The organism is Ktedonobacter racemifer DSM 44963 (assembly GCF_000178855.1).
GTDB lineage: Bacteria > Chloroflexota > Ktedonobacteria > Ktedonobacterales > Ktedonobacteraceae > Ktedonobacter > Ktedonobacter racemifer.
Genome location: NZ_ADVG01000005.1, coordinates 471,663 through 495,044, shown reverse-complemented (window position 1 = coordinate 495,044; position 23,382 = coordinate 471,663). Strand labels below are relative to the sequence as shown.

Genomic DNA, 23,382 nt, shown 5'->3' with positions numbered 1-23,382 from the left:
TCATGTCGAAAGAGTCGCCGCCAGCCTCTTGCAAATTCAACCAACAGGTTCCTGTAGAAATGAAGACTTGCTGAAGGCGTGGATGCTCGTCCAGCCAGGTGCATGTCTCCAGACCCTTGTGACAGGAGAGGGCTTTAGCCCGCCGCAAGCCACGGTTCTTTAGACCGTGGTGAGGCGTGTTCTTGGGCTTGAGCCCTTGCAAAATAGAGTACTATATAGAACGGATGTTTGGCAATTTCAAATCAGTCTGGTACTCTCTAAGAGAGATACCATATATTTTGCGAGAGGAGGTACTGAACATGGCAAAAGCCACGAAAACCATCAGGCAGGCATTACACTATCCACCGCAGTATGCTGCCTACTTCGCGGCAAACCAGTCCCTCTTCAATCTGGTTGTGGCCTTTTATTTTGAAGTCATCCAGGCACACGAAGGTCTTCTTGCCCTCAAAAATAAGGAGGCCCTCACGGCCCTGGAGAAACTCACGCATACAACGGAGTCCAAACCCCATCCGATCATGCCACTCACCGATCTCGCGCCAGATATCCCTGCTCTGTTCCGACGCGCTGCTATCAATACCGCGCTCGGCTCAGCTCGCTCCTTCTTCTCCTCTCTCAAAACATGGCGAGCACGTAAGCAGAAACACGAAGCCAAACAAACGAAGAAGGGCAAGAGGAGGCCGTTCAGGGTGCGGCCACCAGTCCCGCCCCGATCATGGAAGAAGTCAGCTCCCTTCTACGCAAGCCTTTGGCGCGAGCGTCATACCCATTCTATCATGCTCAAAGTCTGGACCGGCTCGTGCTGGTCCTGGCTTAAAATACAGATCCTCTGTCGCGATCTCCCCGATGGCTTCGAGATGGGCAGTCCGCAACTTGTCCGCAAAGGAGATCGCTGGTGGTTGCATACTCCCATCGAGAAGACATTCGAGGCTCCCGCAAAAGTCATAGAGCAACTCACCACCGCCCAGACACGGATCTGCGCGGTGGATCTCAATCTCGACCATCACGTAGCTGTGTGCAGCGTCCAGACCGTTGACGGCACCATCCTGGCTACTTCCTTCATTGGGAATGGCGCAGCGGTATCGGGCACAAGGCGCAACTGCTTGGACGTATTGCACGCAACCGATCTCAGACTGGCATCATTGCCGAGAACGAACAGGACAATGCCGACCTCTGGGCCAAAATCAGGCACGTTGACGAACAGATCGCGCACCTAGTGAGCAGCCGCATTGTCCAGTTCGCCACCAAGCATGAGGCGAGTATTCTCGTCTTCGAGCATCTAGGCAACCTGCGACCAGAGCAGGGCAAGTATTCGCGTCGGGGCAATACGAAACGGGCCTACTGGATGAAGGGCCGCATGTTCCGCTACGCAAAGTACAAGGCGTGGAATGGAGGCGGTCTCATCACGGCCCGTGTGAATCCGCGCAATACGAGCCGGCAATGCCATCGTTGTCATGGCCTGGTCGTGCGCTACAACCAGGGACAGCCCCAGGAGGGCTATACTCCCGGCGCCGCCCTCTGCTTCTGCCCACAGTGCCAGATGCGCGACCATGCCGACAGAAATGCCAGCCTGAGAGTCGGGCAGCGCTTGATCGAGCGTACGCAAGCACCTTTGAAGGAAAAGCCTCATGCTCTGACGCGACGTGCGAAGAGGGAGCCGAAAGGCTCAGGTGTTGGGATCTCCCAGGATGCCAAACGCCAGATGGGACCATCTATTCCTGCGGCCAGGCGTGGAGATCATGCCAACGGGGATGGCACCCCCCAGAGAGGAAGGCGCCGGATGGGCGCGCCCCTCTCAGATATTGCGTCCCAACTACGGATTCACTTTGAGTAGTGGCTACGCCACATATCTCACGAATCCGACTACGGCACAGTGTCAGAAGCTGCTCGGCTTTAGCCGACGCGGAGTGTCACTACTCAGATTATCGGTAATGATGAAGATATCTCCGCTTGGGTTATCTGCTTCGATGGCTTTGAGCAACTCAATGTAGCCCTTGGAATTCCGCGAGGCAGTGCAATGGGTGATCTCCTTGCCATCGCGCACTCGGAGCACTCCATAGACCCAGGTTTTTTCTGGCACACATCCATGGCAACACCCACTCTTGAGCTCAAGCGTTTCACTTGTTAAAAGTTCGTAGATTGTACTTAGGAACACGCGAGTTCCCTCACATTGTTCTCTTCCCCAACAGCCCGCTGCTCGCCAGATGGAAGAGCTGTTCAGCCAGGTCTTCTATCAGTTGGCGCTGCGCAAGGCGCGCCCGCCACTCTTGCGGAATTCCTCTCTCTCCATAGAAGGCGCCTGCAAGCTGTCCATAGACCGCACCCGTGGTGTCGGCATCATCTCCCAGGTTGACCGCGAGCAAGCACCCCTCGCGGAAGGTCTCGCTGTGAAAAAAAGCCCACAAAGCAGCCTCCAGGGATTTTTTGACATAACTCGAACCTTTGATCGCTGGGGGATTGCGCCGCTTGAAAGAGCCAGCGGCCACTTCGGCTATTTCTGGGACCAGCGGAGCATCCTTCCAGGAAGTGGGAGGAGGACTATACAGAGGTGAGAGCAGCGTTTCTTTGCTCTCCCCTTGCAGGGCTCCCACCAGAAGACCGCCCAAATAGCGGCAGGCATCCAGAGCACTCTTCGCCTGGTGGGTAGTCCGAGAACTCTCCTCTGACTTTTCAAGAGCGAGACGCGGATGGAAAGCGTAGAACAGAGGAACCGGAGCCAGTCGCATAATTGACCCATTGCCTGCGGAGAACTGTCCCGAAGGCCCAGCAAAAGGATCACCTGTTTTTTGAAACGTTCGTAAGGCCGCATCGACCGTTTCCCCAATGTCAAAGCATTGCCCGTTGCTCGCCATATAGCCCTGATCGCGCCAGCGGAGATAGCGCTCGATCTGGTCGCGAGCATCGAAGCCTTTGGATTCGATCAGGCTGGCAGCCAGACAAAGAGCCGTGGAGGTATCGTCTGTCCATTCACCAGGCTTGAGGCGAAAGGCTCCCCCGCCAATCATGTCATCAATTGGGGTAAATGATCCTGGTTGGAGGAATTCAAGGGTGGTGCCGAGCGCATCGCCAACTGCGAGCCCTAAAAGACTGCCTCGATAGCGTTCAATCAGTTCCATAGAGATTGCTTTTCCTTCTCACTCAGAGGTGATCTGTGCTGAATCCGTTGGAGCAGCAGGGTATTCGCGGCGCAACAGTTCGCGTGTCTTCTTGCAGACAGCGCCCTCGCATCAGTCGGTTGAGATCCTCATGGCAAGGGTCAGAAACACTGTACCATTTTGGCAGGAATTTGTGATGAGAGGGGAGGGCTGCAGATATTTTACAGTAGTTTGTGTTTTTTTGATGATCGTGGCATAACCTATAGTCGCCGTCAGCTCCTGCTGATAGGATTTGTCTCTTTCGTTGCAGCCAAAGGCGCCTCCGGCTGCAATGATGAACTTGCCAGATGCCATCTACGCTCCTCCGGTTCCGTTTACCTTGCTCAGCATGGTCCGCTACCCTATGCTCTTCTTGTTCTTGTGGGCAACGCCAGAACGTTTCAGCTTTGTGATCGAAGTGCTCGTGCTTTTCGGAAAGCCTGTTCCGCCTCCCCCAGCCGTCCAAGCTCTTGGTGTACATTCCCCTGGTTGTAATAGGCATCGGCATCGTTGGGATTCAAACGGATAGCTCGCTCATAGGCTGCCAGCGCCTCATTGAACTGCCCAATCGCTTGGAGTACGGTACCTTGATTATAATGGTTATAATAGGCACGGGCATTGTTAGGGCCCAGACGGATGGCTTGCTCATAGGCTGCCAGTGCCTCCTCCGCCCAACCGCGCGTGCGTAGATCGCTGGCAACTCCGTTGCCACTTCCAGCATCGTAGCAGGACGGCTCTCTGGTTGCATCTGGAAACACCTGGTGAGCAAATCCACGAGGTCAGCAGGCATCACGGGAATATCCGGATCTTGTCCCCCTGTACTCTGCTAGTGCTTCTCGCGCTGCCACACCAATCCTCCACGTCACCTCCCCCGTGAACATCTCGAGGACGGAGAGCCCCCAACTCCAGATATCCGTCTTCCGGCTGAGTTTCTGCTCCGCCGCCTGCTCTGGTGAGCAGTAGGCGGGAGTCATCCCGCGTGAACTGACGAGGATACTTTGATGCGCTTGTTCATCTTTCATCTCCTGTTCTCCGGTCATTGCCCTCGCTCTCGCCAATCCAAAATCGGTCACTTTCGCGATCCCCTGCGTGGTGAGCATCACATTCGCTGGTTTGATATCCTGATGGACCAGTCCCTGTTCATGGGCCGCATGCAATCCCCAGGCAAATTGGATCGCGATGTCCAGTATCCGTTCCAGTGCCCGTTCCAGGCCACCTTCGTACAATTTTCGCTGACGAATCCAATCCGCAAGGCTTCCCCCATCGATATATTCGGCAAAAATACGCGGAATGCCACCCAGGCTGCGTACAAAATAGCAACTGACCAGATGGGGATGTACTCTTAGCCCCATCCACGTCTCTGCTTCGCGAATGAAGTTCTCTTTGCCTCCTTCCCTGGCAAAAAACTCTGGCCTGGGGCTCTTTACGACGAGATCGATGGAGAGCCAAGGGTGATAGTTGATTTTGTAGACGGTACCCATGCCGCCTTCACCTATAATGCCTGTTACATCGAACTCATTGAAGATACAGTCGCCAACCTTCCAGTAAGCAGGCACACCATCCTCGGCAAGCACTGGTGATGCAAGTGGCGGGGTGTTGGCTTGCTTTGCGGACTTATGACCGAAAAGGGATTGTATCCAACTCGGCTTTTTCTCCATGGTCCTGTTCTGATCCTTCCTTCGCTGATGACACCAGGAGGCGCAATTATCAATGGTCGATTCTTATGTTTGACGCCATCTCTGATGTGCTTGACGGCGGGGGACGTATGTCATCACGTTGCATCTCCTGGGAAGAGTTGTGAACCATGATAGTCCACGATACAATCGATGATAAGCACGGTAGTGTTGTCCTTTCCTCCCGCCGTATTTGCTGCATGCACCAATGCCTGGCAAGCGGCCTCGGCTTGCGGGGAGGTCAGCAAGATCTGGGCGATGTGCTTGTCGGGCACCAGAGAGGTGAGCCCATCGGTACACAGGAGGAGTCGATCTCCGGAGAGGAGAGGCACCGTCTGGACAACGGGTGTGACCTCGCCTTCCATTCCTACATAGCGGGTGAGTTGCCCACGAGCTGGATGTGTGCGCGCCTCTTCCGGGGTGATCTCTCCGCGCTGCCGCAAGAGTGTCACCACGGAATGGTCCTCGGTCAATGGCAGGAGGCGATCAGCGCGGAAGAGGTAAAGACGGCTATCGCCCAGGTGAGCCAGGGATACCTGCGCATCATAAAGCCAGGCCACGACGACAGTCGCGCCTAGGCCATGCAGCCCAACACGCCCAGTACTCTCCGTTCGCAGGTGCTGACTTAGCTCCACGATGCTCTCACGCAGGACGCGTTCCCGTTTCTCAATCCCAGAGCCACTGGTTCGCTCCAGACCGTGCTCCAGCAGGGCGGGCAGGACGGTGACCACCGCCTGTGCGGCGACTTCACCGGCCTGGCGTCCTCCCATCCCATCTGAGACGATGAAGAGCTTGCGCTCAGGGTCGAGCAGGGACCGATCTTGCTGCTGCTGGCGGCGACGTCCCACATCGCTTGCGCCCGTTGCTCGAACTGACCAGGAAACAGGCCCATGCACGGGAGGCTCCATGTTTCTCCACCCTTCCTTTCACTCTCAGATCCGTACCGCTCTTTGAAGCGTGCATTGTCTACGTATCACGTTACTCACTGGCTTTCACCAGGGCTTCATACATCTCTCCGGCATGGCGGAACCGTTCCCCTTCTTTGCTGGCAAGAGACTGGTCGATCACCTCGGCAAGACGAACGGGGAACTGGGGATCACGCTGGCGAAGGGGCACGATCTCCCCATGAAGGATGGCGAGCATCGGATCTTCTCCCCTCCGGTGGGTCCGTGGAAAGGTGCCCGTGAGCATGGTATAGCAGGTCGCGCCCATTGCCCACACATCGCTGACCGGTTGCACCCGTTTGAAATTGATCACTTGCTCACGAGGCATAAAGGGGAATGAGCCAGCATAGCTGCCGGTGGCCGTCATGCCGCTGAGACCCGCCTGCTCAAAATTCTTGGCCAGCCCCAGATCGGAAATCTTGGCCACCGGCACTCCTGCCTGACCCGCGAGGAGAATATTGTGGGGTTTGAGATCCCGGTGCACAAAGCCCTGTTCATGGAGATAGGCCAGCCCTTGCAACGCCTGGAGCATGATTGGCCTGGCTTCCTCCAGCGCGAGCCGACCGCCACGCCGTTTCATCAGATCGGCTACGCTTCCCCCGGCACAATACTCCAGCAGGAAATAGAAGAGGCTCCCCTCTGCGCCATGGCTGAGAAAGCGGACAACATGCGGATGGCGTAGGCGGCGTGTGGTCTCGATTTCACGCAGAAACTGCCTGCGCGCATCATCCGAGACGCGCACTTTGGCGAGCATGACTTTCACGGCGGCCTGTTCTCTCGTGCGTTTGTGTTGGGCCAGATAGACTGCACCCATGCCGCCCGCGCCCAGCAGCTTGCCCATTTCGTAATCTTCAATCTGAATCTCCTGCTGCCTGTGATCGCGCATCACAGCGCGATCAAGGACGGCCATCAGCAAGGCGAGCGGGTCCTGCTCGACCTGCTCGCGGCACCGCGCACAGACATATGCCCCCTGCTGTGCGGCCCCTACCTCGGCGGAGACCTTGTTACCGCAGCGCTGGCAACGCACGGGTTCTACCGACGCCACAGCACCTTCCAGGCGGACGTGGAACACGGTCGCCCCCACTTTGACCTCGTCACCACCATGCAGATCCACCTGGGGGTACTCGCGTTTCGCGCCTTCTTCGGGCGTTTCACGCTTTTCGCGTCCCCCATATTTCTGCCCATTGATGTAGGTGCCATGCAGGCTGCCCAGGTCGCGGATACGGACATCGGGTGGGTTGACTTCCAGCAGAAAGTGATGGCGCGAGATCTGTCGATCATCTGGCAGGCAGACATGGCAATCGCCCATGCGGCCACAGAGCAAAGTATCGTGTTCTTCGAAAGTAAACGCCTTACCCTCCATTGGGCCAGCGGTGATGGTCAAGATGATCTTCCCTGGCATCGTTACTCTCCCGCTTCTTGTTTTTTTCTTGTGAGAAAAGTTCTTGTCCTACGCATCATTGTCTTTGTCTTCTTCGTTTGACAATATCGATGGTTCTTGCAGTTCACGCACCATGCGCCCAAGTTGCCTACGTACACCTTCTGGTTGCAGCCAACCATAGCCAACATACTGTAATTGGCGGATGAGTCTCTGGAAATCTTCCTCATTCCAGATGGGCTTGCCCTGGCGGGTAAGTGCTGGCTGAATATCCGGCGCAATCGATCTACGATCTGGCGGGAGTTCAGTCACATAGGGCATATGCAGGGTCAAAAAACTCTCCAGGTAGGGGCGAGCACCTTCGTCCCAGTCGGCAGGATCGTGCGCTTCCAGTTCCCAATCGAGTTCCCAGAGATGGATGGTACCATCCGAACTGCCAGAGGCCAGCCAGCGTCCATCAGTGCTCAGGCTCACTGATTCCACCTGGCTAGTATGTCCCCGCAAGATATGGAGACAACGACCAGTGCTCACCTCCCACAGACGAACGGTAGTGTCCCGGCTGCCTGATATGAGCCAGCGCCCATCCGCGCTCAGGTTCACTGCATCAATACAGTCAGTATGACCCTGGAGAATATGGACGCAACGACCGGTGCTTATCTCCCACAGGCGCACTGTCCTATCCAGACTGCCAGAAGCCAGCCAGCGCCCATCCGCACTAAAACTTACAGAACTTACCCAATTGGTATGACCTTGGAGGATATGGACGCAACGACCAGTGCTTACCTCCCACAGACGCACTGTCCTATCAAACCCCAAACTGCCAGAAGCCAGCCAGCGCCCATCCACGCTCAAGCTTACGACCCCCACCTTAGCAGTATGGCCTTGGAAGATGCCTAGACAGTGCCTTGTATTTACTTCCCACACCCGGCAAATTTTGTCATCACGAACAGCAGAGGCGAACCAGCGTCCATCCGCGCTCAGACTCACTGACTCTACCGCATCAGGATATCCCGAAAAGGTGTGAAGACAACGACCAGTACCCACTTCCCACACACGTACAGTCTTATCCCAACTACTAGAGGCGAGGAAGCTTCCATCGCCACTGAGGCATACAGAGCTTATCGCCTTGGTATGGCCCTGGAGAATATGGAGGCAACGACCACTACTTACCTCCCACACACGTACAGTCTTATCCCCACCCCCAGAGGCCAGCCAGCGTCCATCCGCGCTCAGATATACTGAATAAATTGCCTCTTCGGACTCAGCAATGACTCTGTCTGACCAGCTCGTACGAAAATTACGCCGGGAACAGACAAGTGAAAGTTTGTTCCACACCTCCAGGCTCTGAGGGTGGCGCTCCCCTCCAGGTAATGTTCGTAGCCGATGTAAGAGACCTAATGCTCCAGCAAAATGGTTTTCTCGATAAGCTTGTTCGGCTTGTTTTATCAAACTCATGGCATGTTGCTCAGTCTGTGTCACAGTGGCATAGGAGTGGATGCGTGATGGAGAGAAAGCTCCCCTGAAACCAGAGTCATGGCATCGCCATAAGTAGACGTTTCTCGTCCCTCCTTCCCCGGAAGCAAGCCAACGTCCATCGGCGCTCAGGCTTACTGAGTCTGTCGAACTTCCCTGCTGAAACGTGCACAAACAACGGCCACTACTCACCTCCCATAGACGTATGGTCTTATCCGCCCCTCCAGAGGCCAGCCAGTTTCCATCGGCACTCAAGCTCACTGAAGTCACCCTGCCAATATGCCCTCGGAGGATACGGAGGCAGCGGCCAGTACTCACTTCCCACAGCCGTATAGTCGTATCCTCGCTACCGGAGGCCAGCCAACGCCCATCAGTACTCAGGCTCACTGAAGTCACCCCACCAGTATGCCCTTGGAAGATGTGAAGGCAGTAGCCAGTACTCACCTCCCACAGCCGTATCGTCCCGTCCTTCCGCCCTTCCCCGGAAGCGAGCCAACGTCCATCGGCGCTCAGGCTTACTGAAGTCGCCCCGTTAGTATGCCCTCGGAGGATGTGGAGGCAGCGGCCAGTGCTCACCTCCCACAGCCGTACGGTCTCATCCCAACTACTAGAGGCGAGGAAACTTCCATCACCACTGAGGCATACAGAACTTATCGCCTTGGTATGGCCCTGCATGGTGTAGCCTTGAAGGATATGGAGGCAGCGGCCAGTGCTCACCTCCCACAGCCGTACGGCCTGATCACTACCTCCAGCGGCGAGGAAGCTTCCATCGGCGCTCAGGCTTACATGTTCTCCTGGCCAATCATGATTCCCTTGAAAGGTAAAGGTGCGCAGGGAGTAGCCAGTACTTCCTTTCTCCCACAGGAGTATAATATCCCTGTTTTGAATGCTAGAGGCAAGTATGCGCCCGTCAGCGCTCAAACTTACGCGCCCCACCCGAAAGCTGCTGTGTTCCTGATCCGCTTGGAAGAGAAGCGAATCGAGGTTATTCGTGGTAACTTCTTCCTGTGCCAACTTGTAAAGTTTTAGCACTTCTCCCTCTCTGTCCACCAGGCTTGAGGCCTCTTCGAGCAAAGAAAGCGCTTTGTACACCTTTCCCTGCTCCAGATGAACTTGGGCAAGCAAATAGGATGCTTGCCCATGAGAGTGGTGGGTCGCTTGCGCCATCTCCATCTGATGGATCAGCGTCTCATCCGCCATTGCTCCTTGTCGCCAGAGCGCTATCCCCCGATTATACGTCGTTTCCAGGTGCTGGGGGTGAACATGTAGCGCCTGCTCCCAGACCTGCATAGCCTGCTCGACTTTGCCTAAGTCATAGAGTGACAGCGCGCGGTTGTTGAGGGTGTCCGCTTGCATGCTGGCTGCTTGCGGCGCTTCTCGTGGATAGACTTGCCCAATCTCGCGGGCATAGATCTCCTGGAGTATTGATGCCACCTCTAACATCGTGGCAGGCCGCGCCTCTGGACGCGACTCAAAGCAGCGTGCCAGCAATTTCACAAACTCGGCAGGTATTGGAGGAATAGCTGTGTCCTGCGGTTCATAACTCGAGAGCACCTCACGTGCAAGCACACCGCTGCGCCATGTTACCTCTCCTACCCACATCTCGAGCAGCGAGACGCCCCAACTCCACATATCCGTCTTGCGGCTCAGCGCCTGGCCGGCTGCCTGTTCGGGGGAACAGTAGGCCGGGGTCATGCCACGAGAACTCACCAACATACTTCGCAGACCATTGTCCTCTTCACTTCCTTGCTCACTCGCCATCGCCCGTGCCTTCGCCAGACCGAAATCGGTTACTTTGACGACCCCATCCGGGGTCATCATCACATTGGCGGGTTTGATATCCTGATGCACCAACCCCTGTTCGTGGGCGGCATGCAGTCCCCAGGCAAACTGGATGGCAACATCAAGCATCCGCTCCAGGGCTTGCTGCTGTTCTCCCTCGTAGAGGCGACGACTGCCAATCCAGTCTGCCAGACTTCCTCCATCCACATATTCGGCGAAGATACGCGGGATCTCATCGATGATGCGCACGTAGTAACAACTCACGATATGGGGATGCAGTTGGAGATTTACCCAGGTTTCCGCTTCACGCACGAAGTTTTCTTTGCCGCCTGCTCTGGCAAAAAGAGCAGGCTTGGGGCTTTTGACAGCCAGGTCGATGTTCCAGCCCCGATGATGGACCTTATAGACCGTACCCATCCCTCCTTCGCCCAGGGTCCCCATGACCTCGTATTGATCGAGTAGTGTATCTCCGATATGCCAGGCAGCAGCTCGGATGCCTTGTGATGCGGGAGGAGTACCCACTGGAGATGCGTGTAGCTCTTGCTCAACCCTCTGTTCAGAAACGCCCATCGTGGAGTCTTGGTCTCTCTCATCTGTAGACTGGGGTAATGGTACTGATAGCGATGATTGGGTAGCATGAGTGGTTCTCTGTTGATCAGGCTTGCGACGTAATAGACGGCTCAGCCAGTTCTGTGTATTCATGCTTCCTCCTTCGCCCTGGGTGCAGTGATCAGCCGATAGCCCAGCCCGCGTACCGTCTCCAGAAAGCGCGGCGCTTTGGGATCGGGTTCAAGTTTCTTGCGCAGTTCCCAGATCAGGTGATTGTCATCCCCCTCCGTGTGGTACGCTTCCTCGCCCCACACAGCTGCAAGCAGCTCTTCGTAGGAGCACATCACTGGCACGTTGCCATTGGCCCAGTTGCGCTGTTCCATGTAACGGATCAGCTTATGCTCCTGAGGCCGTAACTCGCGAATCTCCTGCCTCCTGGGACCCTCGATACGATAGAGCCGAGCCTGGATCCAATCGTATTCCAGATAAGCGACCTGGAGTGGTGGACCCGAAGGACGTGTTCCCAATGGATCACTAAAGGTCAACTCCCAGTAGCCCGGTTTGCCCGTCTCGCTCAGTTTCCCCAGGATACGAATGCTCTCTCCCTCGCTCAGCGTCCGCCCTTGCACTACCTGCACATCGTTACCACAAAGCACAAAGGTTCGGTTCACACTGCCGTTATCGACGATCCACCAGCCATACAGGCCATGTTCAAGGGTACAATGCACTTTGCGTGTGATCAGTTGTTGGGGATCTGGGGAAAGGGCAATATCATTGAATTGGTCAAAGCGTCCAATGGTCACCGTGTCTTTCTCCAAGTCCATCTGAAACTGCCGTCCATCAGGTCCAACGATGTTAAGAAACGGCAAAAGTATGTCCACGTCTCTTATCCCTCATCTGTGATTGAGAAGGCTTTTCGCTTCTTTCTCTTTTTTACTGTAGTCTATCATAGGTGTCTGTGACTATGGTCACAGGATGGAAACGGGATGGAAATGCCATGAAAATGCTTCAGGGCTTCTCGGGAGAAGAGACATGTCGTCTATAGCACATTCCTTGATGAAAGAAGAATCCCCTGAATTTTATCCGGGGGAGTGTCAAGTTTTTCCTTTTCCTGACGAACTGAGAGCTATTGTTAGCCGGACTCAACTGTATGAGACGTGTAATGATGGATCCAGTCAATTGCCTGCATTAATTGTGTCAAGACGTGTTCTACCTGTTCCAGCCTGGCCCAATCTTCCGCCTCAAAGGTGTCAAGCATCAGGGCAGAAGGCAGATTTGAGAGTAACATCCCCCGCCTCGCAAAAATTCCGTCGTGACCTCTCGCCAACGCGCGCGGGTCTGCTGCTCGTGACTCAAGGCATTGCGCTCAAGCACCTGTTCTCGCGCCTGAGCGGTCGCGCTGGCAAGGTGCCGTGAGAGCGCCTCGCGTTGTATGCTCAACTCTCTCACTTGTTGCTCTAACGCCTGTATATGTTGCTGTACCTGTACTGGCAGAACGGGCCCCTCGCGTTCCTTTTGCTTGTGGTACTCAACTTCCTAGCTCAGTTGCAGGCGTTCCTGTTCCAGGAATGTGATCCGCTGGCGAAGTTGCATTGCTTCATCTTCATCTGGCATGTGCTCTGATGACTCCGTGAGGTAATGTTCTACGACTGTGTCCTGACGAGCCTGTTCTTTGGCTGCGCGTACAGCTGGGCGCGTGAGCGGGATCTGCTGCTCTTCAATTTGCTTAAGCACGTTCTCAGGGGCATCGAGCAACTCATACAGGGCGCTAACGGGGATCGCACCGAACCTATGGATGCGTTCCCCAAAGCGCTCTGCCACGCGCATAAAGTTCTGGCAGCTTTGTCGGCTGAGTCCCAGCTCGCTTTTCGCCCAGGCCATAAAGTGCCCATGCGGAAGGCGATCTTTGACGGCGCGAAGATTGAGCCCAATGCAGACGACATCTTCAGCCGTTCGTTTGAGGTACCCCTGTGTCTCAACTGTCTTCTGGTATACAAAGTGACGCGTCTCCTCATCGAGAAGGGAATAGTCGAACGCGAGCTGCTGATCTGGTTCTTGCGCATCCTGTCGTCGAGGCGTAGGCATGGTGTCCACGACTCACTCCTTTCCTTAAAAGAGCGGGGCTTTCTGGCTCGTTTCCGGTAATCCACTTCCTCATGATATCCTGCTCCCCGGACGGTATGGAGCAACGACTGATGAGAGAGCACTTTCCCCCCTTCGCGCATGAAGGTGATCAGCAAAGTACATTCTATGGGCGTCAGACGCAGCATCTGTTCACGAACGACGACACATCGCTCTATGCACCGTAAGCGAATCTGTTGATCCTCGCTTTCCAGCACTGAGCAAGGGCTAGTCTGTCTTGAGACATCACACGAGGAGGCCAGTGACGCTCGATAGCGCCTGGCATACCCGTGTAAGCGGGCATGCAGTTCCTGTTTGCCACAGGAAAAGAAGACATAATCATCGGCCCCAGCATCGAGCATCCTGACGATGTGCGCCTCTTCTTCCTCCTGGGAACAGACCACTACAGGCGTGCGAGGCATGATCTGACGAATCTGTTGTACAATCACGTGAACAAGTACAGCAGGCCACCCATCGGGTTACATTAGCCGCACGGTCATAGCTGATGCACTACTCCCCAGATGAACCAGATGCGTGTCAACCAGATCAAATCCAGTCTGAGTAGCCATCACAACTCGAATAGTGAGGTATTATGATGATATTGAGTTATCACCAGCAACGTGAGCAACTGGTACAGGCCGCACACTGCCTCGATCAGGCAGGCGTGATGTCGCATAGCGGCCATGGCAATATGAGCATGAGATTGCCCGAGCCAGGGTTGATGCTGCTGACATCGGTAAGTCACTTGACGCACCTGACCCCAGAGCAACTGGTGGTCGTGACCTTCGACGAAGAGGTGATAGAAGGCACCATTGATGCCACCACACTCGAAATCGTGGGGATGCACTCCTGCGTCTTTCTCGAGCGCAATGAGGTCAATGCCGTTATTCATACGCACTCGCCACGGGCCACAAGTTTCGCACTGGCCCACCAGCCCCTGCCGTGTGTCTATGAGGCCTTCTTGCGTTTGGGAATAACAGAAGACATCCCGGTTGCGGATTGGGCGCCGCGTGGATCGTCAGAAGCCGTTCGCTACATTGTAGAGCAGTTACAGAAGCATCCAACCACGCCCGCGGTCCTCTTAGCGAACCACGGGCTCCTGGCCTTTAGTAGCGATCCGCTTGCGACAGCACAGCTCATCATCATTATGGAAGAAGCAGCGCAACTCACGCTTGACGCCCGCTCCCTTGGTGGTGCCCAGCCCTTCCCCTCCGGTGCGCTCGAACACGAGCGTCAACATATGCAACGCTTTGGTTCGACCTAGTAGTTCAGTATTCTGCTCTCCAGTTAAGGATGACAAGCCTGCTGGAGAGCAGGACGCTGAGAGCTCCCCACGCTAAAGCGACGGGGGTATCCAGGGGTTCGGCCCACGCTTCCCGTCCTTCGCCCTCAAGGAGAAGAGCTGGCTCTAGTGGTGGTTCCCCTGAACTTTTCGGCAGACGCGCTCTGGCTCTGGGAATGCCAAAGCTTCGGGGCAAGGTCTGCCCCTCTTTCGCGCGTTGTGTGAGACACTCGTATGCTGCCCGCAGGCGCGCTTCCGCACCTTCCCAATACCCCTGGTATCGGGCACACGAGGGAATGGGATCTGCTGGATCAAGGTAGGCAGCCAGAAAGGCCGAATACAGGTCACGTTGGACAGGACCCACGCCACACTCACAGTGATGCCAACGCTGCGAAAGCTGCTTCTTGAGCTTCTTGCCACAGCCATGACACCACTGGCTCAATGCACTCGTGCGTGTGGGGACGCGCCACCAGGGTGCCGCCCGTGCTTGCAACGGTGCGTCTTAATAACTCAACAAACATCCCTGGTGCTCGCAGTCCCACACTCTTGCCAAACTGCCTCTGCCATGCCTTGTAGGAAATCTTTTCGATGATGATGGTAGTGCCCAGCTTTTGCACTTCATGCACTTTGCGCCCATGTAGGCTCTTGCGATGCGCTGCCAGCTTGCGCTCTCTGGTCGCCTTTCGTCGCCGTGTGATCTGGTAGCGCTTACTCTGCTTCCAGCGCAGCTTCTTCTTGCCTTGCTTTTTGATGCGCCCCTTTTCGTCGTAGTGCTCGGGATTAGCCGCCCTTCGTTGCCGCTCCATCTGCCGTTGCAAACGACGAATGGCACAGGCCTCAGGAGCCAGTTCCGCGCAGAACACCTCCAGACTCGCCTCCCCTTCCTGAGGAACGAGAGCCAGGGTGGAGGGGCCAAGGTCACCGCCAACAATACCCGTGCCTACGGCGTGCTTTTTCTTCCGGTGGGGTTTGCCTTCCAAGGCCAGTTGAACGAAATAGCGGTCCCTCTCGCGATCAGCGCCCGCCGCTCTGGGGCTGCTGGCAGGACGTTGGATGAGGCGAGCATACTTGATGCGATGCCTCAGCCCATGGGTGACCACTTCATCCTTCCAATCGATGAGGGAGGGCAGCTGATCTCCGTTCCAGAGCAGAGACCCCGCGTTTCCCTCCTCGGGTAGTTGCAGGACGAAGCGCAGGCTGGTATCGTTGCGCTTATTCTCGAGACTGGAGAAGCCGCGTCCTCGGCTCTTAAAACGCACCCGTTTGGCTTTTCCCAGGCAGACGCGGTTGAGGGCGCGATAGGCGCGAGTGGCCAGCGTTTGTGCCAGCACGGCCTCGATATGCTCGGCAATCCAGCCCACGCGCAGACGTTTGACCGCTTCATGCAAGGCCGCTTCGGTGAAGCCATAGGTTTTGCGCAAGGCGGAGAAGGCGGCGGACCGTTCGGCTTTCTGGGTGCGAGGAATGGTACGAGCCACGTGCCAGGCAGGGGCTGCGCGCATGCGACGCAGGCGCTTTTGGCCTTGGGAGAGGATGGCATTGTAGAGCTGGCGGGCGGCTTCCAGGTGGGCACGCAGGCGAGCGGCTTGTCCTGGACCGACCATCAGAGGCAGTTCGAGCAGAAACGTGGGAGTGGCAGGCCGTTTCTCCTGCCGTTCCTTCTTCTTGCGTTGTCCCTGGCGTTTCTTTGGCACACCCGCTCCTCCTTCAATCTCGTACGTGCGATCGATCCTCGCACGTCTATTGTACCAGAGAGTCGGGAAGAACGCAAGTTCTAGAAGGCTGGCTTTTCCCGGTCCTCACGCTCACGCGGGGGCGGCGATTCATCCCCGGCATCAATGACCGGGGCTTTCTCGCCACGTTCTCTGTAATGCGCTCCGGCAGAGAGCACTACCTGTATTACATCTACTTATCGAACCGCGCCAGAAGACCCCTGTTTTTAAACACTGAAAATTACCCACAAATTACAAATGGAGGTGAAAAGCGAGATGGACGCCCTCAAGCAAGGTTTGCACGTGGAGCCAGCCTTTCCAAAGGGGTTTCCAGCCAGGAGAGCCATCGCTGCGACGAGCCAGGAAGCCACCCAGGCGAGCAACCTCCGTCCAAAACGTGCTCAGCGTCATGAGGGAAGCATCCGGCTTCGCGCATGCAGCCACCACCGCCAGAAGCTCAGGCTCAATGACTTGGGTGGCAGGACGCTCTGGCACGATCCATCGATGCGCATACCAAGAGACGCGTTCCCATGCTTCTTGCAAGGTGGATGTTGGAACCGAGGTCAACAGAATCCATTCGACAGGCCCTTCTCCTTGTGGTCTCAAGCCATCTTCTTCCCAGACGCGAATCACCCACAGGCTTCTCTGCTCGTGCAGCGCCTTGGGCTCATTACGAGGGGACAAGAGGGTCATGTTGACTCTGGTGACAGGCCCGCGCAGAAGTCAAAGAAATCGGCCCCTCGATCTCCCACATGGACCCAATCAGAACCCTTCTCAGCGCTTCCGATCTGAGTGACCATGCGCGTCCAGACATCCGTTTCTTTGGGACGTTTTCTTCTTTGGGCTCTGGTTTCTCCTCTGGGAGCCGGGATGCGCACAAAAGGCTCTTGGCTTTGCGCACCCCAGGACCTCTCGGCTCTCAGGCACCACGGCCAACATCGTTTGCAGCAGCAATCCTCGTCCCTTTTCATCGCCGATTTGCCCGATGCCAGACATCTTGTGTCGATGCGTCAAATCCAGTTCCGTCGTATCCTGGATCAGCAGGATGACGGAACGCTCTTGCATCTCTCCGCGCGTCTGCAACCAGTGGGGCTGCATCAGAGCAGCAAACGTGACATCCGGCTCGTCAAGGAAACGGTACAACGCTTTTACCTCTTTTCCCGTTTAGCTAGTTTTGCTGAGATCTATAATATCCCAGACACCTAATTTCAGTTCTTCCTGCAACACATCGGTGGCAATGAGGTGCGTACTTGCTAGAGGAGACCCTCTCGCTTCAGAAAGTCAGTCGCGACGAGCGTAACGGCCCGGAATACGGATGCGCCTTCGTTCTTTTTCTGTGTGACTTGTATCTGCAACTGGATACTCACATCAGTCGTCAGTCTAGGTGCCAGGGGATTGAGAATCCTGGAGATATCTGGGTACCTTTGCAGAATATTGCTACGAACGAGAGGCGCGGGATGAGAGGGCGGGAAGCCGTTTTTGTCATCCTTCAAGAAGATGAAGCCACTCTGGGGAACGTTTGCGTCGGTGCTGTAGCAGACGGTGATCTGGGCCTTGCCGTTCTTCACTGCTTCAAAACCGAGGGCATAATCGATGGTCTTCACGCTCTTAAAACTCCTGGTTGTGATCTTGTAGACCCGTTTGAGACCATCTACAAATGGGGTAGCATCACTGGGTGTCGTCAGCGTTAACTGAGAGACCTTTGGCACGATGTCTGAAATAGAGACAAGGCCGAGCATTTGAGCATTCTCTTTCATGGTACAGAACGTGTAACCATCGTTGAGGAGCAGGGTCGGATCAAGCCAGGTAAGCTTGTATTTCTTCTTGAAGTCATCCTTGACCATTTGGTAATCCTTCAGCGGATTGTAGGTACTCGGGATGTGCAACCTGTTCAAACCCGTGCCTGTAAACTCTGGATAAAGATCAATCGAATCGTAGGTAATGGCTTGAAAGATGATGGTGCTGTTGCCAAGCGCAGGTTTCTCGTTGATCTGGAATCCCTCCTTTCGTAGCAGCAGCGTATACATCTTGGCCAGCAGTTGTGACTCAATATCGAGTTTACTAGCAACGGTGAGTTGTCCCTTGAAACTGCCAGAGTAGCTGGAATCCGAGTTCCCACTTGTCCCACAGGCCGAAAGTAAGAGCAAGAAGACCAGGGCCAGTGCTCCCACCAACCTGAAATTGAGTGAACGTAAAGACATAAAGGTCTCCTTAGTGTATCCGCTCGGTAGGTAATACATACCGTTCCTCTTGTTCTTCAAGCAATCACGAGCATAGTACCAGCAAACAGCGCGCAGTTAGGTGCGCGTCTCTTCTGACTCGTTGATGCTCTCGACAGTTGATGATACATGGATGCCATGATGGCTCGAAATTTCGCGATGAATACTGGCAAGGATCACTATGCCGAGGAGCTCATTGTTATTGGTGTCCTGGACGGTAAGAGCGGAGGAATTGGAGGAAAGGAACTGAAGCATGACATCGAGAAGTGCCGTATCTGATGATGCAAATAGCGCAATTCCCCCAATGTTCCGGCGACACCGCTTCAGGATAGTTCTCGCGCTCGCTGGTGGCGGGCAGATAGTGTCCTATACTATTTATTAGCTGTTACACGTTTTGATCTCTTCCTAGCAGTTCTGGCCTCTTACTAAGATATCAGATAAACAGGATCTTTGAGAACTTGCAACGCAAGTTCTGCCAAAAGGAAACATGCTCACATTGACGACTATTAGCCCTTGGTTTTGGCCTTGCGTTTGCTTTTGAGGACCACGGGATAGTGCCGAGCAGGTTGCGGGTGAGGTAGTGTTGCAAAAAATAAAGCTCAGCAAATCGAAGTGCATATGAGCATATTCCACAAGGAAAAGATGCAGGAAACTCACCCTTTCTCTGCGGTAATGGTTCTGATGCCGTAATTACTTGCTCCAGGGGATGAGAACGGGGACGCTGCACGTCGAAGAACAGATCGAGCTGCTTCCAGTGGATGGCGCGGAGTGAAAAGCAGATGGTTTGTGTATTGCCTGGCAGTCAATCAAGGGGAAAATCATGCAACGGATCGGCTGATGTGCGTCTTTCCCTTCTATGATCGCGGGGGTGTGTGACGGCCATGCCTGGTCGTGTGGGTGTGGAATACATGTGATATCGCAAAGAATTGCATGTAGCTATTGTGTGCGGGGAGGTGTGTGCCAGGGCTATCGCGGGCGTGTGGCTGGTTCCATGATCATAGGTACATGGTGAGGAAGGTGAGCAACAAGGAGCCGCAGCAATTTTCCTGGCGTGAAAGTGTTGTGCAGCCCTGTTCGCGAGGCTGCTCGCCGTCGCCTATCCCTTGGTTGGAGTCTGAAGCCGAGAGCTAATCAAGCAGCAGCGGCAACTGAGGGGGCGAGGAGGGGGATGGAAGCGAGAGGGGATGTTCTGCTACTGCTGCTGGTGCTTTCCCAGTGAATGTGCAGGAGCGCTTGGCAAGCGAGAAGGCTTTGATGGCCCTGGTGTCATGGAGTTGGCTCTTGTCTTTTGGGGGGCGAGGACATCGTCGCCGATGTCCTCGCCAGGATGGTCCAGGGTGGGATGCCTACCTTGGTGCTCGGTACGTCTGGGTGCCCGCTTTGCGCATCGCCTCCATCGTCTGCTCGGTCGTGAGTAGCACGGTTGTCTCAACGCTTTTGAGATGGCCTGGCGAGACCACGGCGAAGATGGCTGCCGTGACCGTGGTCTCATCGGGCATCTCAGCGATAAACAAGCCATCGTACGTCCCGAAGGAGTAGTAGAAAGATACCAACCGTCCTCCAAGTTTCTCGAGCAGCGCGCGGAGAACGTCCTCACGGTTCTGTGGATGTTTGACGAGCGCAGCCAAGGCGTCGGGCGTGTAGGCAAAACGTGTCATGTAGAGAGTCATCTCTGTCACCTCCTTTCGCGGGTGTTAGAATACATGCAGCGAGAGCGAAGATCACATTTCTTCAGTTCACAGGTGTTGAGGTGTCTGCTGTTCGTGTGATGTGGCAGGTGAGCTTGGAACACCCCTTATTCTGGTCCACCAGTGAACTGAAGCTGAGTTCACTGCATTGTTGTCACGTTACATTCAGTGTAGCAGGAAGATGGAATCAATATCACCAATACTCACGCCAACGCTCATCCCGGGTGCGGCAAGTTTTTTTGCGTCGAGCTCATCCAGAGCAACGGAAAGGTGGTACGATAAGAGAGAGCAGCATGATCGGAAAGAAAAGGAGAGATGATGCACTCTCTCTCTTTGGCGGTTTCGCGATGAGAGGCCAATCACGCTAGAATGCGATCTTCTTGAAAATTGCCGAGATGACTCCTTGTTTTCCCTCGCCCTTGTGTTATACAATGGCCCTCTTGCCGAGAAGCACTGGAGCGTGATAAAGAGCCGCTTCAGTGTTTCTCGGCAAGAGAAATATGGAAAAAGGAGTATCTCTATGACAATTCGTCTGCTCGGTGAACGTGATGCCGAAGCGTTTCTTTCTCTGAGGAAACAGATCAATGAAGAAACATCCTTTATGTTGCGTGAGCCTGATGAAAACGCGATGCTTGCCCAGCAGCAGCTCGAACAGTTTCGATGCCAATCCTCCCAAGACAGTCTTCTCATTCTTGTGGCCGAACATGGCGAGCAACTAGTCGGGTTTCTGATCGGAGAGCGAGGGGTACGCCAGCGCAATAGGCAACGGCTTGGTCTTATGATTGGTATTTTGCAAGCCTTTACTGGGCAGGGCATGGGAACCCAACTTTTTATGGCAATGGAAGACTGGGCTCGCCGACAAGGCATTCTTCGTTTAGAGTTGACTGTGATGACAGCCAATCAAGCTGCAGTTGCGCTCTACCAGAAGTGTGGTTTTGAAATCGAGGGGACAATGAGACGCACCATGCTCATTGATGGAGCGTATATTGATGAGTATATCATGGCAAAACTCCTTCACTGAGGCAAGCAATTGCTTGGACCTGGTGGCACAACGAGCGTTCCACCCTCGTCAAGAGCACCACAGGTGATGTGAGAGAGATGGAGGAGACATCCTTGTGCGAGGAATCCCTGCGAGAGAGTGAGCCTCCCGGCACTGATCTGGGATGATGGGCAGACTACTGTCCGTTATGAGCGTTGAGAGCATCCTGGAGAAGGATGTCTTCTTGAGAGTGAGAAGGATACAGATACCATTGGCCAGCATGGCCATGAGAAGCGGCGTGAACATCTTAACTGCCCCAAGGAATGTGGGTTTGCGCTGGTTTTGGAGCACAAGAAACGCGCGAGCAAGCCTCAACCTGCCCGCGCGTTTCTTCCCGTTTATGGAAAGCATTCTCTCCTGGCTAGCTGGCGGTCACGCTAAATGGGCGCGCCCACGCGAGTCCGCCATGCGTGCAGTCAGCATCCTGGCACCAGAAAACTTCTACCGTTCCTTGAAAAGTGACGTCATTGGTAGAAAAACTCTCCGAGAAATATCCATACCCATTGGCATATTGATTGATATATTTGGACATGGCTTTGTCTTTCATTTCGCCATTGACATACCAGCGGGTTTGGACATAGCCAGTGTTTCCTTGTGCCCATTTGTAGGACAGATAGACCGTCTGGCCGCTCTGGAACTTCGATTGCAGCGTGACTGGTCGTTGCTGACCATCAATCTCATTTGCCAGTTGCTCGGTAGGAATCACCTGCTGCGCGGCCTGGCACTTCGAGGAGAAACGTTGGGGTCGCGGGCTCGCTTCATGGGGTGCTCAGCCTCTCTCTGTCTTTTTGCATGGGGGGCACATGCAAAAGCTCACGTCCCCTGCCATCTGCGCAAAACGATCGCGTCCCGGCCCGATCAGCACCGTTTTCGCCGCATCGTCCAGTCTCGCGTTCCCACAGGGGGAAGGGGAGTCTGGTTGAATCAATTTTGAAATAATGTTGCGTTTCATCGCTTTTTCTTTAGAAAAACAGACGAAGCCTCAGTAAGACTTCGTCTGTCGCTTTTCAAACCAATTCTTGTGGTGTTTGTCTCAGTGCTCATCCCCGTTGTGAGCGATCTTTTTCTCTTGCTGAAAAAATGAGAGAGGTCCAATATCAGCTGTTGAACCTCTCTTTCAGAGAGTAATGGGAGGAGACGGCGTTTTCCAACGGTGAACATATTCACGGCCGGAACACCGCCCCCCTTCTTTGCTCCATGGCCTAGTGCTTCCCAGGCACGAGGAGTGCCTTCTCCTGCCTGCCCATTGATTCTGCATGTGTGACAGCTGTACCGATCTCGTCGAGGGAGAATCTCCGTACTGCCGAGGTCAGGAGAATACCCTCGCGCATGAGCGTGACAACGTCCTGGACCAGCTGCTGTCGTGCCGTTTCATCGAGCCTGGGAAACCAGTAACCGAGCCAGAACACTTCCAGGATGCGGCGCCCTGCCAGAATGAAGCGCGGATCAGCGCCCACCCGGATGGGCTCACCCGTCAGGGAGCCATACACCAGCATTCTGCCATCGTCGCCGAGGGCCTGAAATATCTGGGTTCCCGTTTCTCCGACCACCGGATCGATGGCGTACTTGACGCCCTGTGGGCCGACGATCCTGCGGACTTGCTCGTCAATGGGCCCCTCGGTGGACACAATCACGGCATCGGCCCCCAGTTGTTCCAGTTCAGCCACCGCTTCGCGTCGGCGAACAACGTTCAGTGTGCGGACTCCATCGTGTTTCGCCAGCCTGATGATCATGCGCCCCAGTTCGGACCCGGCTGCCGATTGGAGCAGCCATTCGCCTTGAGGGACAGCCAGGATGTGACGAAGCATGAGAATGGCGGAGGCCGGATTGATAAAGAAGGTGGCTACCTGTTCATCAGGAATATCATCAGGTACTGGAAGCAGAAAGGGAGCTGGCAAAACAGCATATTCAGCCCAGTTGCCCCCCGTTCCATTGATGACTGCTACGCGCTGTCCAGGAACGAGATGATGCACTTGTGGACCCAGAGCATCCACCACACCAACCCCTTCAAAACCGACGGGTGAGGGAAATTGGGGTTGAACGCCTGCATAGTGTCCGCGCACAAACAGCAGGTCAGACGGGTTCACGGGGCTGGCCAGGATACGAACGCGTGCTTCTCCTTTCCCAGGTTCTGGGAGAGGACGCTCTTGAACCTCAAGGACCTTTGCAGGCTCACCATACTGATTGAATCGAATCGCTTTCATCTTTCTACGCTCCTTTGTTCCTTATGGTTCTCGATATCAATGACGCCAGCGGGCCGTCCAATCGGCCGTAAGCGTTTTGCTGGTGCTGGAGGATACTCTTTAGGCTGGCGAGAAGTGCAATCGCAGCAGCGACCGTTTCTCGCTGCTCCAAGCGATGCTTAGCACGAGGCGGATGGCAATATGCTCT

At 55.1% G+C, this 23,382-nt stretch carries 21 protein-coding genes and 2 pseudogenes; 7 read left to right on the top strand and 16 right to left on the bottom strand.

What is annotated here, in order from left to right:
• Positions 1-299 precede the first annotated feature (299 nt).
• Positions 300-1,831 (top strand): annotated as a pseudogene (locus KRAC_RS68515) (RNA-guided endonuclease TnpB family protein).
• 42 nt (positions 1,832-1,873) lie between these two features.
• On the opposite strand, the gene KRAC_RS77810 reads toward KRAC_RS68515, so the two are convergent.
• The 9 genes from KRAC_RS77810 to KRAC_RS64580 form a co-directional block, all read right to left on the bottom strand.
• On the bottom strand, positions 1,874-2,152 hold the full coding sequence (locus KRAC_RS77810) for a hypothetical protein (RefSeq protein ID WP_007922451.1): 279 nt from the start codon (positions 2,150-2,152) through the stop codon (positions 1,874-1,876).
• 10 nt (positions 2,153-2,162) lie between these two features.
• A complete protein-coding gene (locus KRAC_RS56270; protein ID WP_007922449.1) occupies positions 2,163-3,113 on the bottom strand; it encodes an ADP-ribosylglycohydrolase family protein in 951 nt (316 codons plus the stop codon).
• Between the two features lie 111 nt (positions 3,114-3,224).
• Positions 3,225-3,446: a hypothetical protein gene (locus KRAC_RS56265; protein WP_007922444.1), complete on the bottom strand. Its 222-nt coding sequence runs from the start codon at positions 3,444-3,446 to the stop codon at positions 3,225-3,227.
• Positions 3,447-3,532: 86 nt separating this feature from the next.
• The gene (locus KRAC_RS77805; RefSeq protein WP_007922441.1) at positions 3,533-3,889 is read right to left on the bottom strand and encodes a tetratricopeptide repeat protein; all 357 of its coding nucleotides are present in this window, start codon (positions 3,887-3,889) and stop codon (positions 3,533-3,535) included.
• 21 nt (positions 3,890-3,910) lie between these two features.
• A complete protein-coding gene (locus tag KRAC_RS56255) occupies positions 3,911-4,789 on the bottom strand; it encodes a serine/threonine-protein kinase (RefSeq protein WP_007922440.1) in 879 nt (292 codons plus the stop codon).
• 113 nt (positions 4,790-4,902) lie between these two features.
• On the bottom strand, positions 4,903-5,712 hold the full coding sequence (locus tag KRAC_RS56250) for a PP2C family protein-serine/threonine phosphatase (protein WP_007922438.1): 810 nt from the start codon (positions 5,710-5,712) through the stop codon (positions 4,903-4,905).
• A 70-nt stretch (positions 5,713-5,782) separates the two neighbouring features.
• Complete coding sequence (locus tag KRAC_RS56245; RefSeq protein WP_007922435.1) at positions 5,783-7,150, bottom strand: protein kinase domain-containing protein; 1,368 nt, start codon at positions 7,148-7,150, stop codon at positions 5,783-5,785.
• 48 nt (positions 7,151-7,198) lie between these two features.
• A complete protein-coding gene (locus tag KRAC_RS56240; protein WP_007922433.1) occupies positions 7,199-11,083 on the bottom strand; it encodes a protein kinase domain-containing protein in 3,885 nt (1,294 codons plus the stop codon).
• Positions 11,080-11,799 carry a winged helix-turn-helix domain-containing protein gene (locus KRAC_RS64580; RefSeq protein WP_244422623.1) on the bottom strand — a complete coding sequence of 240 codons (720 nt, stop codon included), beginning with the start codon at positions 11,797-11,799 and terminating at the stop codon, positions 11,080-11,082. Before KRAC_RS64580 ends, KRAC_RS56240 begins: the two co-directional genes overlap by 4 nt.
• 406 nt (positions 11,800-12,205) lie before the next feature.
• Between KRAC_RS64580 and KRAC_RS77800 the strand changes: the two genes are divergently transcribed.
• Complete coding sequence (locus KRAC_RS77800; protein WP_244422622.1) at positions 12,206-12,346, top strand: hypothetical protein; 141 nt, start codon at positions 12,206-12,208, stop codon at positions 12,344-12,346.
• A 120-nt stretch (positions 12,347-12,466) separates the two neighbouring features.
• Here the strand turns inward: KRAC_RS77800 and KRAC_RS77795 are convergent, their stop codons facing one another.
• Positions 12,467-13,015, bottom strand: a complete 549-nt coding sequence (locus KRAC_RS77795) for a DUF3102 domain-containing protein (protein WP_244422658.1) — start codon at positions 13,013-13,015, stop codon at positions 12,467-12,469.
• 338 nt (positions 13,016-13,353) lie between these two features.
• On the opposite strand from KRAC_RS77795, the gene KRAC_RS74270 reads away from it, so the two are divergent.
• Complete coding sequence (locus KRAC_RS74270; RefSeq protein WP_040448529.1) at positions 13,354-13,539, top strand: hypothetical protein; 186 nt, start codon at positions 13,354-13,356, stop codon at positions 13,537-13,539.
• A gap of 104 nt (positions 13,540-13,643) precedes the next feature.
• The gene (locus KRAC_RS56215) at positions 13,644-14,315 is read left to right on the top strand and encodes a class II aldolase/adducin family protein (RefSeq protein WP_040448528.1); all 672 of its coding nucleotides are present in this window, start codon (positions 13,644-13,646) and stop codon (positions 14,313-14,315) included.
• A gap of 82 nt (positions 14,316-14,397) precedes the next feature.
• Here KRAC_RS56215 and KRAC_RS56205 read toward each other — a convergent pair.
• Both KRAC_RS56205 and KRAC_RS56200 read right to left on the bottom strand, forming a co-directional pair.
• Positions 14,398-16,027, bottom strand: a pseudogene (locus tag KRAC_RS56205) (nuclease/transposase family protein); the annotation flags it as partial.
• 270 nt (positions 16,028-16,297) lie between these two features.
• Positions 16,298-16,738, bottom strand: a complete 441-nt coding sequence (locus tag KRAC_RS56200) for an IS4 family transposase (protein ID WP_040448526.1) — start codon at positions 16,736-16,738, stop codon at positions 16,298-16,300.
• A 177-nt stretch (positions 16,739-16,915) separates the two neighbouring features.
• Between KRAC_RS56200 and KRAC_RS56195 the strand changes: the two genes are divergently transcribed.
• Entirely contained in the window at positions 16,916-17,251 is a 336-nt protein-coding gene (locus tag KRAC_RS56195) for a hypothetical protein (protein WP_157508298.1), read from the top strand.
• A gap of 47 nt (positions 17,252-17,298) precedes the next feature.
• On the opposite strand, the gene KRAC_RS56190 is transcribed toward KRAC_RS56195, so the two are convergent.
• Complete coding sequence (locus tag KRAC_RS56190) at positions 17,299-18,246, bottom strand: glycine betaine ABC transporter substrate-binding protein (protein ID WP_007922421.1); 948 nt, start codon at positions 18,244-18,246, stop codon at positions 17,299-17,301.
• A gap of 156 nt (positions 18,247-18,402) precedes the next feature.
• Here KRAC_RS56190 and KRAC_RS73315 point away from each other — a divergent pair, with 156 nt between their 5' ends.
• The gene (locus KRAC_RS73315) at positions 18,403-18,543 is read left to right on the top strand and encodes a hypothetical protein (RefSeq protein ID WP_157508296.1); all 141 of its coding nucleotides are present in this window, start codon (positions 18,403-18,405) and stop codon (positions 18,541-18,543) included.
• A 1,067-nt stretch (positions 18,544-19,610) separates the two neighbouring features.
• Here KRAC_RS73315 and KRAC_RS56185 read toward each other — a convergent pair.
• Positions 19,611-19,934, bottom strand: a complete 324-nt coding sequence (locus KRAC_RS56185; protein ID WP_007922412.1) for a GYD domain-containing protein — start codon at positions 19,932-19,934, stop codon at positions 19,611-19,613.
• A gap of 538 nt (positions 19,935-20,472) precedes the next feature.
• On the opposite strand from KRAC_RS56185, the gene KRAC_RS56180 reads away from it, so the two are divergent.
• Positions 20,473-20,973 carry a GNAT family N-acetyltransferase gene (locus tag KRAC_RS56180; protein ID WP_007922410.1) on the top strand — a complete coding sequence of 167 codons (501 nt, stop codon included), beginning with the start codon at positions 20,473-20,475 and terminating at the stop codon, positions 20,971-20,973.
• A gap of 379 nt (positions 20,974-21,352) precedes the next feature.
• Here KRAC_RS56180 and KRAC_RS56170 read toward each other — a convergent pair whose 3' ends face one another.
• Together KRAC_RS56170 and KRAC_RS56160 are read right to left on the bottom strand one after the other, a co-directional pair.
• Complete coding sequence (locus tag KRAC_RS56170) at positions 21,353-21,697, bottom strand: hypothetical protein (protein WP_007922406.1); 345 nt, start codon at positions 21,695-21,697, stop codon at positions 21,353-21,355.
• A gap of 496 nt (positions 21,698-22,193) precedes the next feature.
• Positions 22,194-23,195 (bottom strand): zinc-dependent alcohol dehydrogenase family protein, encoded by a 1,002-nt coding sequence (locus tag KRAC_RS56160; protein WP_007922404.1) that lies wholly within the window; start codon positions 23,193-23,195, stop codon positions 22,194-22,196.
• Between the last annotated feature and the right edge of the window lie 187 nt (positions 23,196-23,382).

Excerpts from the sequence above, each read along its gene's own strand:
- KRAC_RS56270 (WP_007922449.1), bottom strand. The coding sequence starts at position 3,113 with ATGGAACTGATTGAACGCTATCGAGGCAGTCTTTTAGGGCTCGCAGTT.
- KRAC_RS56265 (WP_007922444.1), bottom strand. The coding sequence starts at position 3,446 with ATGGCATCTGGCAAGTTCATCATTGCAGCCGGAGGCGCCTTTGGCTGC.
- KRAC_RS56255 (WP_007922440.1), bottom strand. The coding sequence starts at position 4,789 with ATGGAGAAAAAGCCGAGTTGGATACAATCCCTTTTCGGTCATAAGTCC.
- KRAC_RS56250 (WP_007922438.1), bottom strand. The coding sequence starts at position 5,712 with ATGGAGCCTCCCGTGCATGGGCCTGTTTCCTGGTCAGTTCGAGCAACG.
- KRAC_RS56245 (WP_007922435.1), bottom strand. The coding sequence starts at position 7,150 with ATGCCAGGGAAGATCATCTTGACCATCACCGCTGGCCCAATGGAGGGT.
- KRAC_RS56240 (WP_007922433.1), bottom strand. The coding sequence starts at position 11,083 with ATGAATACACAGAACTGGCTGAGCCGTCTATTACGTCGCAAGCCTGAT.
- KRAC_RS77795 (WP_244422658.1), bottom strand. The coding sequence starts at position 13,015 with ATGCCTACGCCTCGACGACAGGATGCGCAAGAACCAGATCAGCAGCTC.
- KRAC_RS74270 (WP_040448529.1), top strand. The coding sequence starts at position 13,354 with ATGCAGTTCCTGTTTGCCACAGGAAAAGAAGACATAATCATCGGCCCC.
- KRAC_RS56215 (WP_040448528.1), top strand. The coding sequence starts at position 13,644 with ATGATGATATTGAGTTATCACCAGCAACGTGAGCAACTGGTACAGGCC.
- KRAC_RS56200 (WP_040448526.1), bottom strand. The coding sequence starts at position 16,738 with ATGACCCTCTTGTCCCCTCGTAATGAGCCCAAGGCGCTGCACGAGCAG.
- KRAC_RS56195 (WP_157508298.1), top strand. The coding sequence starts at position 16,916 with ATGCGCACAAAAGGCTCTTGGCTTTGCGCACCCCAGGACCTCTCGGCT.
- KRAC_RS56190 (WP_007922421.1), bottom strand. The coding sequence starts at position 18,246 with ATGTCTTTACGTTCACTCAATTTCAGGTTGGTGGGAGCACTGGCCCTG.
- KRAC_RS73315 (WP_157508296.1), top strand. The coding sequence starts at position 18,403 with ATGATGGCTCGAAATTTCGCGATGAATACTGGCAAGGATCACTATGCC.
- KRAC_RS56185 (WP_007922412.1), bottom strand. The coding sequence starts at position 19,934 with ATGACTCTCTACATGACACGTTTTGCCTACACGCCCGACGCCTTGGCT.
- KRAC_RS56180 (WP_007922410.1), top strand. The coding sequence starts at position 20,473 with ATGACAATTCGTCTGCTCGGTGAACGTGATGCCGAAGCGTTTCTTTCT.
- KRAC_RS56160 (WP_007922404.1), bottom strand. The coding sequence starts at position 23,195 with ATGAAAGCGATTCGATTCAATCAGTATGGTGAGCCTGCAAAGGTCCTT.